Consider the following 16,122-nt stretch of genomic DNA (forward strand, 5'->3'; position numbering starts at 1 on the left):
TTACCACAAAATAAGTTATAAAAATAGTGCACAAAAAAAGAAAACCAAAATGATTTTCTTTAAATTTTTAATAACTTTCTTAAGTTTTGAACTATTACTATTGTAAAAAGCACTGCTATTCCAGTTAAAACCATTGTTCCACCAGGCTTTAACCCCTGATAAAAAGATATAACAATTCCAGCAATAGTAAATGCCATTCCAAATAGTACTGAGTAAATAACAGTTTGAAAATACGATTTTGAAATCCTTAATGCACATGCGACGGGAACTACCATAAGTGATGAAACCATCAAAACTCCAACAGTTCTTGAAGCTATTGAAATGGAAAGAGAAATCAAAAATGTAAAAATTATATTTACAGTTTGAACTTTAATTCCTGCAAGCCTTGCTCCGACTTCATCAAAAGAAACATATAAAAGTGCTTTGTATAAAACTATAAAGACTGTTATTACAATGAAAAATACCAATGTAACTAAAATAACTTCAAAATCACTAATTGCTACAATGCTCCCAAATAAAAAGCTGTTGAAATTAGCCGCTCCCTTTACAAAATCAGAAAGAACAGCTGCAAGCCCAATACCTAAACTCATCATTATTGCTGTTGATATATCCGAATTTTTCGGAAAATATCTTCTCATAATTTCAATAGAAAAACTTGCAATTGCACAGGAAATTATGGCAGTTATAATTGGATTTACTCTAAAAATAAGACCAATTGTAACACCAGCAAGAGAAACATGGGACAAGGCATCTCCAATCATAGAATTTCTCTTATTTACCATAACAACTCCAATGCAAGGTATAACAATGGATAGCATAATTCCAACTAAAAAAGCTCTTCTCATAAATTCAAGTTGAAACATTATCTTACCACCACTTTCTTATCTTTTATTTCTACAACCTTTGTCAAATTATCTTTCATAATCTCAAGCTCATGAGTTACAAGAAGAATTGTAATTCCATGCACCCTGTTTAGATGTGTTAAAATCTTAAAAAGTTGATTTTTACTTTCTTTGTCAATACCAGTTGTAGGTTCATCAAAGATTAAAATCTTTGGGTTATTAATCAAAGATTTTGCAATCATAATCCTTTGTTGTTGTCCACCACTCATTTTATTTATAGGTGTATTTGCAAACTCAAGCATATTAACTTGAGATAATGCTCTTTTTGCAAGTTCATTATGACTTTTTCTAGAAAATTTGAAAAAGCCCATTTTTTCATAAAGATTTAAAGTTACAATCTCTAAAGCAGTTATCGGAAAGTTAGGAATATTACTTGCATTTATCTGTGGAACATATCCAATTGTATTCCATTCTTTAAAATTTTTAATATTTGTATTTGATATAAATATCTCTCCACTTGAAGGATTAAGTTCTTTTAAAATGAGTTTTAACAAAGTGGATTTTCCACTACCATTTGCTCCAATTATAGCTATAAAATCTTTCTCTTTAATATCAAAAGAAAGATTTTCTAAAACATTAATACCTCCACTATAAGAAAAAGATAAATTTTTTATTGAAATAATATTTTCCATATTTCTCCTATTTTGTAGCTTCAACTAAAGCTTTTAAATTTTCTTCCATAAGTTCAAAATAATCTTTATTTTCCTTAGCTTGTTCTTCTGTTTGTCCCTCTATTGTATAGAGCATTTTAACTTCTCCACCAATTTCTTTAGCAATAGTTTCTTCGACCTTGTTTTCACTTAATTCTTCATAGAAAACATATTTTATTCCCTCATTTTTTGCAAGTTCTATAACTTCTTTCATCTTTGCCAAATTAGGTTCAGAATCAGAAGTTAAATTTTCAATCGGAATTTGTTTTAAACCATAGTCCTTAAGTAGATAAGCAAAAGCTTCATGTGAAGTTATAATTGACTTGATTTTTGCGTTTTGCAACTGTTCAGAATATTTTTTATCCAAATCATCAAGTCTATTTTGAACCTTGGCTAAATTTTCTCTATAATATGTCTCATTATCTTTATCCATCTCAACAACTTTATCACAAATATTTTTTGCAATAACTTTCATATTTCTTAGACTTAACCAAATATGTGGATCATATTCACCATGATGATGTTTTTCTTCGCTTTCATGATTTTCATTTTCTTCATGTTCTTCTTCCGCTTTCAAAAGATTAACGTCTTTTGAAACTTCAACAATATTTAAATCTTTAATAGATGCCTTGAATTTATCCATCCAACTTTCTAAGCCTAAGCCATTTACCAAAATTACACTACCTTCAGATAAATTTTTCATATCTTGAGCAGTTGGTTCCCAATGATGAACTTCTTGTCCATTAGGAATTAATTTTCTAACTTCCATTTTGTTTCCAACAATTTCCTTTGTTATACTTTGTAATGGATAAAATGATGTATATATTACTTTTTTATTTTCTTTTACTTCGTTCGTTTCGTTGTTTTTTACTTTTTCTTTGCCACAGGCTGTAAAAAGTGATATAATAATGGCAAAGGAAATGATTTTAGTTATGATTTTTTTCATAATGACTCCTTTTTAATTAATCAATATTATTTGCATTTGCAAATAGCACTCATTTACATACAGAATATTATATACCCATTTTGTCGAAAAATCAAGCAAAGGAGAGTATTTATGAAAAAGGCTTTTTTGAAAACTCTAAAAGATAATGATTTAAAAATCACAAAAAATAGAATGGCAATTCTTAAAGAATTAGAAAAAAGAGAAGTTCCTACTACTGCAGAAGATATTTACAATGCAATCTCTACAAAAGGCGAAAAATATAGTATTTCAAGTATATATAGAGCATTGAATCAATTTTGCGAAAAAAATATTGCAAAAAGAACTGCAGAAATAGATGGAACTACATATTATCAATTAAATAATGGACATATTCACAGTTTAATTTGTGAAAAATGCAAAAAAATAATACCGATAAATCATTGCCCAATACATAGTTTAATCGATGACATAGAAAATAAAACAGAATTTATCGTAACAGGTCATTATTTAGAAATCAAAGGTATTTGTAAAAGTTGTCAGAAAAAACTTTCAAAAGAAGAATTGGAATTTATAAAAGATTCCAGTAAAGAACCAGATAGTAAACATAAATGTAAAGATGAACATTGTATATAATTATTTATAAAAATTATTATTAAAGACTTGACAAAGTTTTTATAAATTGATATAATATACAAGCATTTAATATGAATGTAAAGTTTGGTGGGTGTGGCCTAGCTGGTTAGGGCGTCAGATTGTGGCTCTGAAGGTCATGGGTTCGAATCCCATCATCCACCCCATATATGCAGGAATGGCGGAACTGGCAGACGCGCTAGACTTAGGATCTAGTGTCATTGACGTGGGGGTTCAAGTCCTCTTTCCTGCACCATGTTACTATTTGTAATAGTTTAAAAGTAGAGTTTTTTGACTCTACTTTTTTTCTTTACAAAATAAAAAAGGAGTTGTTATGAAAAAAGTTATAAATATAGAAAAAACAGACTCTAATTTTGAAGACTATACCCTATTTGATATAGAAACAACTGGTCTTAGTAGAACTAAAGATTTTATGTATATGTTTGGAATTTGTGAAAAAAAGGGAAAAGAATTAATCTATTCTCAATATTATATCGAAGATGAAGCAGAAGAAAAAGAACTCATTCTAAAGGTAAAAGAGCTTTTAAATTCAAAAACAGTAATCTCATATAATGGTGACAGGTTTGATTTTCCATTTATTAGAAAAAAGATGGAAAAGTACAGTATTTCAAAAGTTGACTTTGAGAATATTGATATTTATAGACAATTCCAAAAACTAAATTTCTTTCTTGACGAACCTAGTCTAAAAGCTATAAACTTAGGAAAAAGACTTGGATTTGATGTTCATGACCATGTTAATCAACAAGAAATGCCTAAAATTTATAAAATGTATCAAGAGCTTAAGGATAAGGAAATGCTTTCAAAACTTATTTATCACAATTATATTGACTTGCAAGTTTTAAGCTATATTTATGAATACAAGGAAAGCATCTTAAATAAAATTTTGACTATAAATAATAAAAAATTTAAAGGAATTTTAAAAAATATTTATCTTCAAAAAAATTATCTTATTGCTAGACTTTCAAATATAGAAAAAGCAGAAATAAATTTTCATCAAAATAATTACAGTATTACAAGCAATAAAGATGAAATCAAAATAGCTTTAGAATTAGAAGAAGGTCTAATTGAAAATAATATAAAAGCCAAAGTTTTTAAATCAAAATATGAAAATAAGATATTTAAAGAATCTCAGAATTTAACTGAAAACTTTATTCTGATAATAAAAAATAATAAAATAATTAAAGAAAATTTACTCCTTTTACTGAATTTAATTTAATCTCGGTAAATTGATAAAAAATCCTTTAATTTTTTCATCTTTTAGTGTATAATAATATTGGAGGGTTGTTATGTAGTTGTTGGTGAAATTTAGGAGTTTGCTATGGACGTTGGAGACAAAATATTTTATCCTATGCATGGTGCAGGATTGATTAAAAGTATAGAAAACAAGTACTTAGGTGACGATTGCGAACGATTTTATGTGATTGAACTTCCAATGGAGCAAAATTTGCATATATTTATTAAAGAAGTAGATATTGATAAGTTTGAGTTTAGACAACTTGTCAATGAAGATACCCTTGATAAAGTTTACAATTATCTTAATGATGTCGATTGCCCTATGCCTAATAATTGGGTACAAAGATACAAAGAAAATACACAAAGACTTAAGTCTTCAGATATTTTTAAGATAGCTTATGTCTTTAAAGGCTTAGCTATTAGAAATGAGAAAGGTAAACTTTCTTTAAAAGAATTGTTTATGTTAAACCTTGCAAGACGAATTTTAATTTCTGAATTTGTTATGGTCAGCGGTTTTCCGAAAAACAAAATCAACAAAATAATAGATTATTCTATGGAACACTAGGAGGAAGGTATGCTTAAAATTTTAAGGTACTTGACCCTTATTTTTGGTGGGCTTATAGGAATTTTATTAGCTTACGCATTTGGTCAAGTAACAGAATTAGAATTAAATAAATCTGTTTTAGTTTCAATTTATTCTATTTTTGCAATTATTTTTGGTATTATTTTTTATTTATTATTCCCGATAATTTTTAAGAAACTTACAGATAATTTTGATGATATGATTAAAAAAGTTCAAAAAACTCCAACTTCAGATATTGTTTCTGCAATTGTTGGACTTATAATTGGATTAGTTATAGCTTTTTTAATTTCTTTACCAATTTCTAATATTAAATTTCCAGTAATTGGAAATTTACTAAGTGCAACAATTACTATATTTATATATATCGCACTTGGATTTATTGGAATTAAAATTGCAAGAGACAAAAAAGAAGAAATATTGAAATTTAAACTTTTTTCAAGAGAAAAAAATATTAAAAAAGGACACTCTTGTCCTAAAATTTTAGATACTTCTGTTATAATTGACGGAAGAATTTACGATATAATAAAAACTGGATTTTTAGAAGGTCCAATTATTATTGCTATGTTTATGGTTAAAGAATTGCAATATATCGCAGATTCTGAAGACCCAAATAGAAGACAAAGAGGTAGACGAGGACTTGATATTTTAGATTTACTACAAAATGAAAAAAATATTGAAATAAAAATTGTAGATAAAGATTACAAGAATATCAAAGAAGTTGACCATAAACTTTTAAAATTGACAGAAGATTATCACGGAAAACTTATTACAAATGACTACAATTTGAACAAAGTTGCATCTCTTCAAAAAATTTCTATACTTAATATAAATGAGCTTGCTCTTGCAGTAAAACCAGTTGTAATCCAAGGTGAAAAGCTCATTGTTGAAGTTATCAATCGCGGTAAAGAACCTGAACAAGGTCTTGGTTATCTTTCTGACGGAACTATGATTGTAGTTGAAGATGGGAAAGATTATATTGGTCAAACAATAGAAACAACTGTAACGAGTATATTGCAAACTCCCGCAGGTAAAATGATTTTTACTAGAAAGAATTTAAAATAGATATATTATGTAATTACAAGGGAGGATTTTATGAACGAGAGAATTTACAAATCAACTTCTTTTCAAGTTGTAAAGGAATTAGTAATATTGGTTGCAGCCTGTGCATTTTTAGCATTTATTCTACGATTTTTTGTTCAACTTTATGTTAATGTAATTATCGTATCAATTGTGGCTATTTCATCATTAGTTATGACTCTTGGAGACAGAAAGTTATATGTTAAAGTTACTGATGAAACACTCACAATAGTGAAAGGTAAAAAAATTGATGAATATGTAATAGATGAATGTGCAATTAAAGCTAGAGTTAAGAATGATATTTTTACTTTATATGTTATCGATTCAAATGATAACACTAAAAGTTATGATTTATCATTATTAGGTTACAATCAGTTCCAAAAACTTATTGAAGATCTTAGTATAGTCGGAGATAAAGCAGAATCAATTACGCTTAAAGCGGAATAAATATATAGGAGGAAATTATGAGTAATTTTTCACAAATGATTAAAAATATGGGTATTATGGCTTATATCATTCCTGCTGTTTTTATTGTTTACATTGTTGGAATGATTATTTGGATGAAAAAAAGAAAACAAGGATATGATAAATGGCTTTCAGATCATCCTGATGCGGTTAAAATCTATTTAAATACTGGTTTTAATGCAATTACTACAAAAACACTTTCTGAAAAAATTTTAAGTCCAAATGCTTATCCAAAAATCGCTTATGAAGGAACTAAGTCTGTAATTTATGCATTACCAGGAACTGTTGATGTAGAACTTACTTACAGCTATACAAGACCTGGAGTTCTACATAAAAATGTAACTACAACTTGGGGACCTACAAAACTTTCACTAGAAGTTGAAAAAGGAAAAACTTATTCTTTAACTTTTGATAAAGATGAAGAAACTTTTAAATTCAGTGTTGAAAGATAATCAGAAAAAGTAAAACTTCGACATAATTGTCGAAGTTTTTTTAACAAAATTTCATCCTATCCGGATTTATATCTTTCTCTTTTTCATAAAATTTTAAAATTTCGATACCATTTTCAAAAATCAATTTTTTAATTAATGCTTTATCTTCAATATCATAAAATAAAATACTTATTCCGCAACAGTGATCTTCAGTTTTTGGAGTTGGTGCTATTGTGCATTTTATTCCATTTTCTCTCATTAATTTATAAAGCTCCTGTCCACTTTTGGTATCTTTAAAGAATATATAATATAGCATTAGCTTAACATCTCTATGAATGCACCAATTCTTGTTTTTAATTGTTCACTGTCTGAGTCAGTATAGTCAGTTTCAATTCCTAGAACAGGAATTTTAGCTTCTTTCAATGCTTTTTCAACTATAGTTCCCTCTGTGTCATAAAGTGTACAGAACTTCAAGTTTACATCGATAACTCCATCAATATTATACTCTTTAACTAATCTTATTATATCTTCAACTCTTTCAGTATTTGGAGTAAAGCATGCACAATTTATACTTCCTAAATATCTACGAGTTAGATTTTCTACCATTTCATCCATTGTCTTTCCATTTTCATCTACTAGATGTTCAGAATACCTATTACCAGTACACATTTCTTCACAGACAATCATTCCCCCAATATTTTCAACGATTTGATGAATTTTCCAGTTTGGAATTGAAAGTGGAGTTCCAGTTAACAATATTCTCTTTGTACCTTTTTTGAATACACTAACATTATTCTTTGCTCTTTCTTCAAGTTCATCACAAAGTCTATTTACCTGTGCAGTAAATCTTTCAGGGTCATCATAAAATGCTATTTGTGTAATAAGTAGTACATCTCTTCCTGAAATTGGTACATTTTCAAGTTTTCTAAAGCTATTTAATCTTTGTAAAGCTCTTCTCTTATTATTTAAAGTTACAATAGCTTTTCTTAGGCTTTCTTCTGTAATTTTATTTCCAGTCAATTTCTCCAATTCAGCCATATAATCTTTTATTTCTTCTTTCCACTTAACAAAGTCTTTTTCTCTCTTCATTTGTGGAATATCCATTATATACATTGGAGCATCTTTTGCTAAAATTTCCCAAGCTTTTTTCTTTCCATCACAAGTTGTTTCTCCAACGAAAAGGTCAGCAATTCTAAAGAAAGGACAAGTTCTATCAAATCTTGCACCTAAAGACGCCTTAATCAATGGACAAGTTGAAGTTGGAAGTACCTTTTCTCCACCCGGAACCCAAAATTGAGATCCACTACATAAACCTGTTGCGATAGCTCCAGCCGCAACCACCACTTCATCTGGAACGTGGATACAAAAAGAGCCTACAACTTTTCCACCCTTCTTTTGAAATTCAATAAGTTCTGCAGGTCTAATCCCATGAATTTCTGCAACTACCATATTAAAATAATCCATACTCTCTGGTCTGTTCTCTTGACTTAAAAAAACATCCCCAAATGCGACAGGTAACACTTCGCATAAAATATCATGAGTATTTACGTCCATATCTAATTCTTCCCACATTTTTCTGTAATCAGCCATTTTTTGCCTCCTAAAATAAATTTTTATTTATTATCATAGGGACAATCTTGAAATAAAATATCTAATTTATCTGATTTTTTAGAATTATACTTCTCTTTTAAAAACTCATAACCACTACTTTTATAAGTCTTAAAAACTTCTCCAAGACAAAAATTTTCTATGATTTTATAGTCCTTATATTTTTTATCGATATAATCTAAAATCTGAATTGCTCTTGGAACATATAGCTTCTGCCTTTTTTTATTAACATCTTTAAAATTAGACAACACTCTATCAATCATATTATTTTTTTCTTCCAAAGATAAAATAAATTGAGTATAAAATTCTACTTCGTATAAAAATCTGGAATCAATATTGGTTTTGGAAAGTTTTTCCAATTTTGAAGAAATATTTTTAGATAACTCAACGGCTTTTAAGAAATTTGTTTCAGAAAAATCTCTTTTATAAACGTCCTCCACTCTATTTTTTAAATTATTTATATTACCATCATAGAAAAAAATCTTGTCCTTTAAATTTTCTTTTAATATTTTTAAAAGTAAAGGACAGGAATTATCTACAACAACCAATTTTGCATTATAAAGTAAAGGGCATTTTTTTGTCATAGCATAAGCCAAAGTTGAATCAATTATGCTACACAAATCTTTTTCATTTGAATATTCCAATATGTATTTATCTATTCCGTCCAAAGGTAAGGGCACTAGGTCAAAACCATAAAATATCTCTTTTGGAACAGTTCTTCCCAAGTAACCTATTATGTATATTTCATTCTCCAAGCCCATTATTGTTTCTACAAAAGCATTTCGCCTAAGTTCTAAAATTTCTTCTCTCAAATCTTCCATAATTTTTTCTATCCAGTCATATCTCCTCAAATTTTCTTTATTTAATCCTTTAGATATTATTCAAGAAATTCTATGATAAAATTACTTTTTACACTGTATCTGACTATTTAATTACTCACCTCCAACTGTAATAAAAATTTTTTATTATCATTTAGTCAAATACACTAACTCATAATGTCATATTTGTATTATATCACATATATTTTGTATAGTAAAATTAGAAATTTTAATTGAAACTCTTTATTCATAATAAAATTTTATAGTAGAATATCGATTTATCAATTAAAAACTTAAAAAAACTCCGATAATATTATCGGAGTTTTTAATAAGATTATTTTTTACTATTTAACTAATACACCATTTGAATCAAATATATAATTTACATTATTGATTTTTAGAGTTTTTCCTTGAGCAATTAGTCCACCTTTTTCAGCATAATACCATTTGCCTCCTACTATGAACCACTCGCTATCTGCTATACGTCCGCTTGCATTTGCATAGTACCAATTTCCATTTACTAATACCCATTCATTTTGTGAAATTCTTCCACTTGCATTTGCATAGTACCAATTTTCGTTTACTAGTACCCATTCGTTTTGCGAAATTCTTCCACTTGTATTTGCATAGTACCATTCTCCATTAACGATTATCCATTCGTTTTTAGACATTGTTCCATTTTCTTCAATATAGTACCATTTTCCATTTTCTTCAAACCATTTATTTGATAGCATTTTACCATCTTTGTCAAATCTATACCATTCATTGTCTATAAATTTCCAGCTGTCTTTTACTACTAACTTCCCATCAGATGATTGATATGTCCATGTTCCATCATCATTTTTAACCCATTCATAAACTTCTGTTTGTTCTGGATTATTAGGCTTATATTCAACACCATATTTAGAGAAGTGAGTCGTATTAAATGTTACAAAATTTTCATCTTGTGTAAATTTAATCTCTTCATTTTCATTATTATCATTCAAATAAAATACCTTAAGAGCTTCTCTACCATTTTCTTTTGGAATTTTAACCGTATATTGGTCCATTGGCAATTGAACTTTTTCTTTTGTAACTGAATCTACAAAGTAAATATCGAATACAGAAACATCTTTTGACTTAATTATCCATAATCTATTAACTACAATTTCTTTTCCAGTTAAATTTTTACCTGTTACAGAAATCTTAGTTTCTGAATCAGTAAGAGTTTTTACTTCATCTGGATTTATTTTGCTCTTATAGATAAAAGTTACTTCTTTAATATCTCTAACTTTTTCTTCATGGATATTTCCTATTTCTTTTTCTTCAACACTTCCATCAGCTCTTACTATCTTATATTTTACAGCTTCAAAATCCTCATTGTTTTCTATAGGTCTTACATTAAAAGATCTAAGTTTAGACCATTTATAACCTTTAACAGTTATTTCTTTAGAAACTACTTTGCCATTTTCTGTTTGATGTTTTACTTTTACTTCAGATATTTCATCTGCTGTCATATTTTCCTTTTTTCCAACTTTATCATTTACAACAGTTGCTTTTACAAAAACTTCTTCATCAAAATTTTCACCATCAACAGCAACTAAATATTTAAAAGTAACATCTCCATTCGGATTAGTTGGGATTGTAACATTTCTTGGACAAATAAGTTCAAACATTTGAGTATTTCCATTTCCGTAAATTCCAGTCCCATCTGCACTTACCATTATGAAATTATCCATACTATCAGATGTTCCCTCATTTTGTAGCGGGTACCATTCTATTCCGTTTTCATCTACAATTTTTATCTTCGTTAAAGATTTATTAAAATTTGCACCAAACATAGTAACCCAAGTTTTCTTACTTTCTTGACCAACTGGAGTATAAGTATGAGTTACATCAGGTTGTTCAGTACCACCGCCTGATGTTCCATAGGACTGAATTGACATAAAACTCAAAATTGGCTTGTCTGTTATTTTATCTGTAGGTAAAACTGTTGAAACTAATCTTTTTGCTCTATTTTGTAATATATTTACTCCAATTGCTGAAGAATATGTTTTTCCACCATCTAAAGATACCATAACTGAATAAGTTTCTGCTTTTAAGCTTTTATTTGCTGGTAATTTAAAAGATATATTTTGTTGATTGTTATTTATAACTTCAACTTTTACATCCGCTGATTCTGTTATTTCAGAATTAGAAGTTTTATCTTTATTATTCTTTAAGATTTTAACCTTAAGAGCTTCTTTTAAGTTTTCTCCAATTATCTTAACTTTTGCATTTCCACCTACTTTTGTTAAAATTTCTCCTTCAACAAAATTAGCTTCATTTACTGTTGGTAATGCATCATTAATAAATCTTTCAAAGGCTCTGTTTTCTCTATCTTTTCCGTCTTTGATTATTCTATCTGCAAAGTTAATCTTTGCTCCCATTTTAATTTCAATTGGATTTGCTAAAGTGATTACAATTCTATCTTCAACCACTTCAACCTTATCTTCCGGCTTTAAATTTTCAAAATTATCTGATACAGATTTTTTATAAGAAATTCCAGATTTTAGACTTTCAATGTCCTTTACTGGAAAAATTTTTTCATCAAATTTTAAAGTGACTTTTGTTTTACTGTTATTAAGATAAACGTTACTTGGAACTAAATCAACTACTTCTCCACTTTCTTCGCCACCTACAGTAACAGTAACTTCTTTATCTTTTAATCTTATCTTATATACTTCTTCCTTATTTGACTTTGCTTTTGGGAAATTTAAAGTTGCACTTTGAACTTCGCTTGTTCCTGCAAAAGTATAATCTATATTAATTTTAGTTTCAATACCATTTTCAATTTTAAAAATTTCAAGTTTAAGTTTATCTGATTCTAAATTTTCACCTTTTACAGTTATAGTATTAGCTCCACCCGCCTTAGGTAGATTAGGAGTTTTCACTCTAAGTTCATTTACAAGCATTTTACTTTGCTCAGAAGCTTCAACTGTAATCTTAACTGTTGGATTATCTTGAAATACAGTTTCAGATCCATTTGTATTAAACTTTATAGTATAAACTTGGTCCTTAGAAGTTTCATTCTTTGGAAAACTTAAAGTAATTGTCTTTCTAGCCTTATTTCCTTTAACTACTGCATTTTTTCCTAAATCAGTAGGAATATTATTTAATAATACTTGTACTTTAACATTTTCAGCAGAAATATGATTTTCATTAACTCTCTTAGTAATTAATTCTAAATTTATTTCTCCCCCTTCCGTTGGCAAGTTTTGATTTTCAGGTGTTACTCTAATAATCGCATTTTCTTCATTATTTTGCTCAGATGGTGCAACTTTAATAGTAACTATTGGTTCATCTTGAAAATCTGTTTCAGAGCCTTTTGTATTGAATTTTATAGTATAAACTTGCTCTTTAGAAGTATTATTCTTAGGAAACTTTAGAGTTATAGTCTTTTTTGCTTTTTCACCTTTTACTTCTATATTTTTTCCTAATTCTGTTACAATTCCATCTAAAGATACTTGAAGTTTTACATCTTTAGAAGATATATGTTTATCATTAATTTTTTTAGTAAATAATGTTAAATTGACCTGTCCACCTTCTGCTGACAAGTTTTCAGTATCTGTTGTTACATTTAAAATTGCATTTTCTTCAACAGGTTTAGGTTGTTCAGGATTTACAGGTGGTACAACAGCTCCACCACCACTTGAAGAGCTCTTTCTTATTCTTATAACTTTTTTAAACTCATCTACAAAAGATTCATTATCTCCTTTGACACTAAAAGAAACTTCATATTGTTGCATTTTTCCAGTTTCATTTTTAGGAAAAGTTAAAGTAACAACTTTATTACTTGTGTTTTCTTTTGTTTCTTCAGAAAAAGTTATTGACTTTTCAACTTCAGTTAAACGTTCTGTACTTCCTTTAAGTACTACTTTAGCCTTAATATCTTCTTCTTCTAAATCAGAACCCTTAAGTGTAAAGGTCCTCTTTCCGTCCTCAGTAGGAGACATAACAGTTGTATCTTCTACATCAGTTAAAGCACTTGTTTCTTTTGCAAAAGTATTTATACCGATAGAACTAAATACAATTGAAAACAAAAGTACAAATGCAAAGATTTTTTTAAGCATTTTCATTCTAATGCTACCTCCTTAAAAATTTTCTAACATATAGATTATATATTACAGAAAATTTTTTTGCAAATAATTTATCAATGAATAAATAATTTTTATGAATAATCATTATTCATTAATAATCTTTATTAAAAACATATAGAATATGCTTTTCTTAGACTTAAAATAAAATTTTCTCTATTGACAATGCTTATTATTTATGATATACTCAACCTATCTTCAGGGCGAGGGTCGTTTCCTCACCGGCAGTAAAGTCTGCGAGCATTATGCTGAATTGGTGAAATTCCAATACCGACAGTTAAAGTCTGGATGAAAGAAGAGATGTTTATGCCCTAAAGATGGCATTTTTTTTTGCTAAATTTTAGGAGGTTATTATGAATAACAAAAAATTCGGTATTTCAGAAATTACAAAGATTGCAATTCTTGCATCAATATCTGTACTTTTAATGTTTATTAAAATTCCACTACCTTTTGCACCTACATTTATGGAAATGGATATTGCAGAACTTCCTGCATTAATCGGAGGATTTGCAATGGGACCACTAGCAGGATTTTTAATAGTATGTATAAAAATATTACTTAATATTGTAATTAATGGAACAAAAACTTTTTATGTTGGAGAACTTTCAAATTTAATAGTTTCTTCAGCATTCGTATTGACAACAGCATTTATCTATAAACATAACAAAAGTAAAAAATCTGCTTTGTTAGGTCTTTTAATCGGTAGTATTTCAATGTCTTTGGTTGCAACTTTGAGCAATTATTTTGTTATATTTCCACTTTATGCGAAGTTGTTAAAAATTGACTTAAATTCTTTTGTAGGTATGGTAGCAAAAATAAATCCTCTTGTAAAAAGTTACTTTACATTAATGGTATTTTCAGTCCTACCTTTTAACTTAGTTAAGACAGCAGTTACGTCAATTGTAACATCTTTATTATATAAAAGAATTTCCCCAATACTAAAAAGAAAAGCATAGAACTCTATGCTTTTTTAATAAATACATCAAAAAACGGCAAATTATATTTGCCGTTTCTTTATATTTCTTATTTTATTTTTCTATTCCTTTTGTTTTTTCCATTCTTCTATAAAGTAATAATGCAATCAAAGTGAATAATAATGGTCCAGCGATTGACATTATTGTTGTTAACCAATCTCCTGATGAAATAGCTGGTTCAATAACTGTAAATAAGTTTGCAAAACCAACTATAAAGCAAGTAACTGCTACAACAACTTTAACTGTTGAATATGTTTTAAATCTTACAAAAGGTCTTTCAATATTTTCATTTTTTCTAAATGCTAAGAATGAATAAGCAATAAAGAAATAAGGTAAAGTCATAGATACATTAGTCATGGAAACTAAAATTTGGAAAAATTGTTGTGCACTCTTTCCACCAAATGATACTATAAATATGATTACAACTACACAAATTGCTTGATATATCATTGGTTTAGTATATACTCCATTCTTTTGTTCAGTCCATGATTTTGGCCATAATTCTTTAGGAGTTCCACCAATTAATTGTTTTAATGGTGAATAAATAAGAGTAAAGAATGCTCCAGTTAAAGCAAGGAACATTGAAATACCCATATAACGAGCAACCCAAAGTCCTACATTTCTTGCAGCAGATTCAGCAAGACCAAAAGCAAGTCCTAATTGATATCCCATGTGATTCATAGCAATATATGATACATTACCTAAAGTGATTTTTTGTGTTGAAAATTGTGTAAATGCAAATGACCATTTAGTAAAAGTACCAAAAATCAAAATACCTAATGAGTATCCTAAAGATACAACAATAGCTGAAATAACTATACCTTTTGGAAAGTTCTTTTCAGGATTTTCAGTTTGGTCAACAAGTCCACCAACAACTTCCAAACCACCATAAGCAAATATAGCATATACTATGAATGATAATACTTGTAAACCACCAGCATAAGCAGGGTTTGGTGAATGAGCTAAAGCATCAACAGTTATTGGATCACCAACTCCACCTTTATTAAGGATTAACATTAAAATTCCGCCAACAAATAAAAATACATTAATCAATGCTACGGCACTACCACCAAAAGATGTGAACTTTTTAATTTTATCAACACCTTTGTTAGAAATGAATGTTAAAAATACAATCCATATAATAGCAAGAATACCTAATGTTTTTACAGAGTCAAGTCCAAATAATGACCAACTTTGAGTTTTATCAACCCCAAAAATTGCATTTGATAAAACTATCCAAATACCTGAACCAACATTTACCATCCATACAATGTAAGATGCATACCACATAAACGTTACCATAAATGCATACTTACTTCCTGAACTTCCTTCCATCCATGAGTAGATTCCCCCCTCAGAATCTTTGAAAGCTGAGCCATATTCTGCAATCATAAATGCAAATGGCAAGAAGAATGCAACACAAGAAATAATAAACCAAGGAATAGCTGCGTATCCCATAAGATAATATGATCTTGTGATGTTAGTAAACCCAAAAACAGAAGTGAACACCATCAAAACGAGTGCTCTTAAACTCAATTTCTTTTTAGACATAATATCCCTCCAATATTTATTTTTTACATTTTGAATTTTAACATAAAATCACAGTCCTGTCAACATATCATAAAAAAATTTTATATTTCTAATCGAGTATGATTTTCAAAATTAAGCCATATATTCAAAATATTGAATT

The 16,122-nt window shown here is 28.4% G+C and carries 15 protein-coding genes, 2 tRNA genes and 1 riboswitch; of the genes, 9 read left to right on the forward strand and 8 right to left on the reverse strand.

What is annotated here, in order from left to right; genetic code table 11:
• Positions 1-59: 59 nt before the first annotated feature.
• Genes RWJ08_RS05110 through RWJ08_RS05120 form a run of 3 tightly spaced genes read right to left on the reverse strand, consistent with a single transcriptional unit; the run spans position 60 to position 2,498 of the window.
• Positions 60-863 (reverse strand): metal ABC transporter permease, encoded by an 804-nt coding sequence (locus tag RWJ08_RS05110; RefSeq protein ID WP_009354672.1) that lies wholly within the window; start codon positions 861-863, stop codon positions 60-62.
• The gene (locus RWJ08_RS05115; protein WP_313961304.1) at positions 863-1,534 is read right to left on the reverse strand and encodes a metal ABC transporter ATP-binding protein; all 672 of its coding nucleotides are present in this window, start codon (positions 1,532-1,534) and stop codon (positions 863-865) included. The genes RWJ08_RS05110 and RWJ08_RS05115 overlap by 1 nt, the downstream gene beginning before the upstream one ends.
• Before the next feature lie 7 nt (positions 1,535-1,541).
• The gene (locus tag RWJ08_RS05120) at positions 1,542-2,498 is read right to left on the reverse strand and encodes a metal ABC transporter solute-binding protein, Zn/Mn family (RefSeq protein WP_313961305.1); all 957 of its coding nucleotides are present in this window, start codon (positions 2,496-2,498) and stop codon (positions 1,542-1,544) included.
• Positions 2,499-2,609: 111 nt separating this feature from the next.
• On the opposite strand from RWJ08_RS05120, the gene RWJ08_RS05125 reads away from it, so the two are divergent.
• From RWJ08_RS05125 to RWJ08_RS05160, 8 genes are all read left to right on the forward strand, one after another.
• The gene (locus RWJ08_RS05125) at positions 2,610-3,110 is read left to right on the forward strand and encodes a Fur family transcriptional regulator (RefSeq protein WP_009354671.1); all 501 of its coding nucleotides are present in this window, start codon (positions 2,610-2,612) and stop codon (positions 3,108-3,110) included.
• 87 nt (positions 3,111-3,197) lie between these two features.
• Positions 3,198-3,274 (forward strand) — tRNA-His (locus RWJ08_RS05130).
• Positions 3,275-3,279: 5 nt separating this feature from the next.
• A tRNA-Leu gene (locus RWJ08_RS05135) sits at positions 3,280-3,363 on the forward strand.
• 78 nt (positions 3,364-3,441) lie between these two features.
• Entirely contained in the window at positions 3,442-4,344 is a 903-nt protein-coding gene (locus RWJ08_RS05140) for a ribonuclease H-like domain-containing protein (RefSeq protein ID WP_313961306.1), read from the forward strand.
• A 102-nt stretch (positions 4,345-4,446) separates the two neighbouring features.
• The gene (locus RWJ08_RS05145) at positions 4,447-4,926 is read left to right on the forward strand and encodes a CarD family transcriptional regulator (RefSeq protein WP_009354432.1); all 480 of its coding nucleotides are present in this window, start codon (positions 4,447-4,449) and stop codon (positions 4,924-4,926) included.
• Between the two features lie 9 nt (positions 4,927-4,935).
• Positions 4,936-6,006, forward strand: a complete 1,071-nt coding sequence (locus tag RWJ08_RS05150; RefSeq protein ID WP_313961307.1) for a PIN/TRAM domain-containing protein — start codon at positions 4,936-4,938, stop codon at positions 6,004-6,006.
• A gap of 30 nt (positions 6,007-6,036) precedes the next feature.
• Positions 6,037-6,468 (forward strand): hypothetical protein, encoded by a 432-nt coding sequence (locus tag RWJ08_RS05155; RefSeq protein WP_313961308.1) that lies wholly within the window; start codon positions 6,037-6,039, stop codon positions 6,466-6,468.
• Positions 6,469-6,485: 17 nt separating this feature from the next.
• Positions 6,486-6,938, forward strand: a complete 453-nt coding sequence (locus RWJ08_RS05160; protein WP_313961309.1) for a hypothetical protein — start codon at positions 6,486-6,488, stop codon at positions 6,936-6,938.
• 40 nt (positions 6,939-6,978) lie between these two features.
• Here RWJ08_RS05160 and RWJ08_RS05165 read toward each other — a convergent pair whose 3' ends face one another.
• The 4 genes from RWJ08_RS05165 to RWJ08_RS05180 form a co-directional block, all read right to left on the reverse strand.
• Complete coding sequence (locus RWJ08_RS05165; protein ID WP_039868531.1) at positions 6,979-7,233, reverse strand: DUF3343 domain-containing protein; 255 nt, start codon at positions 7,231-7,233, stop codon at positions 6,979-6,981.
• Positions 7,233-8,507 (reverse strand): double-cubane-cluster-containing anaerobic reductase, encoded by a 1,275-nt coding sequence (locus RWJ08_RS05170; protein WP_313961310.1) that lies wholly within the window; start codon positions 8,505-8,507, stop codon positions 7,233-7,235. The genes RWJ08_RS05165 and RWJ08_RS05170 overlap by 1 nt, the downstream gene beginning before the upstream one ends.
• A gap of 23 nt (positions 8,508-8,530) precedes the next feature.
• Positions 8,531-9,346 (reverse strand): 2-hydroxyacyl-CoA dehydratase family protein, encoded by an 816-nt coding sequence (locus RWJ08_RS05175; RefSeq protein WP_313961311.1) that lies wholly within the window; start codon positions 9,344-9,346, stop codon positions 8,531-8,533.
• 341 nt (positions 9,347-9,687) lie between these two features.
• Complete coding sequence (locus RWJ08_RS05180; protein WP_313961312.1) at positions 9,688-13,440, reverse strand: N-acetylmuramoyl-L-alanine amidase family protein; 3,753 nt, start codon at positions 13,438-13,440, stop codon at positions 9,688-9,690.
• A 208-nt stretch (positions 13,441-13,648) separates the two neighbouring features.
• Positions 13,649-13,762, forward strand: a riboswitch (FMN riboswitch).
• A gap of 49 nt (positions 13,763-13,811) precedes the next feature.
• Here RWJ08_RS05180 and RWJ08_RS05185 point away from each other — a divergent pair.
• Positions 13,812-14,414, forward strand: coding sequence for an ECF transporter S component (locus RWJ08_RS05185; RefSeq protein WP_009355047.1), 603 nt, complete (start codon positions 13,812-13,814; stop codon positions 14,412-14,414).
• A gap of 72 nt (positions 14,415-14,486) precedes the next feature.
• Here the strand turns inward: RWJ08_RS05185 and yjeM are convergent, their stop codons facing one another.
• Positions 14,487-15,983, reverse strand: a complete 1,497-nt coding sequence (gene yjeM / locus RWJ08_RS05190) for a glutamate/gamma-aminobutyrate family transporter YjeM (protein WP_293439600.1) — start codon at positions 15,981-15,983, stop codon at positions 14,487-14,489.
• Positions 15,984-16,122 lie beyond the last annotated feature (139 nt).

Origin of the sequence: uncultured Parvimonas sp. (assembly GCF_963524015.1) — a bacterium.
GTDB lineage: Bacteria > Bacillota > Clostridia > Tissierellales > Peptoniphilaceae > Parvimonas.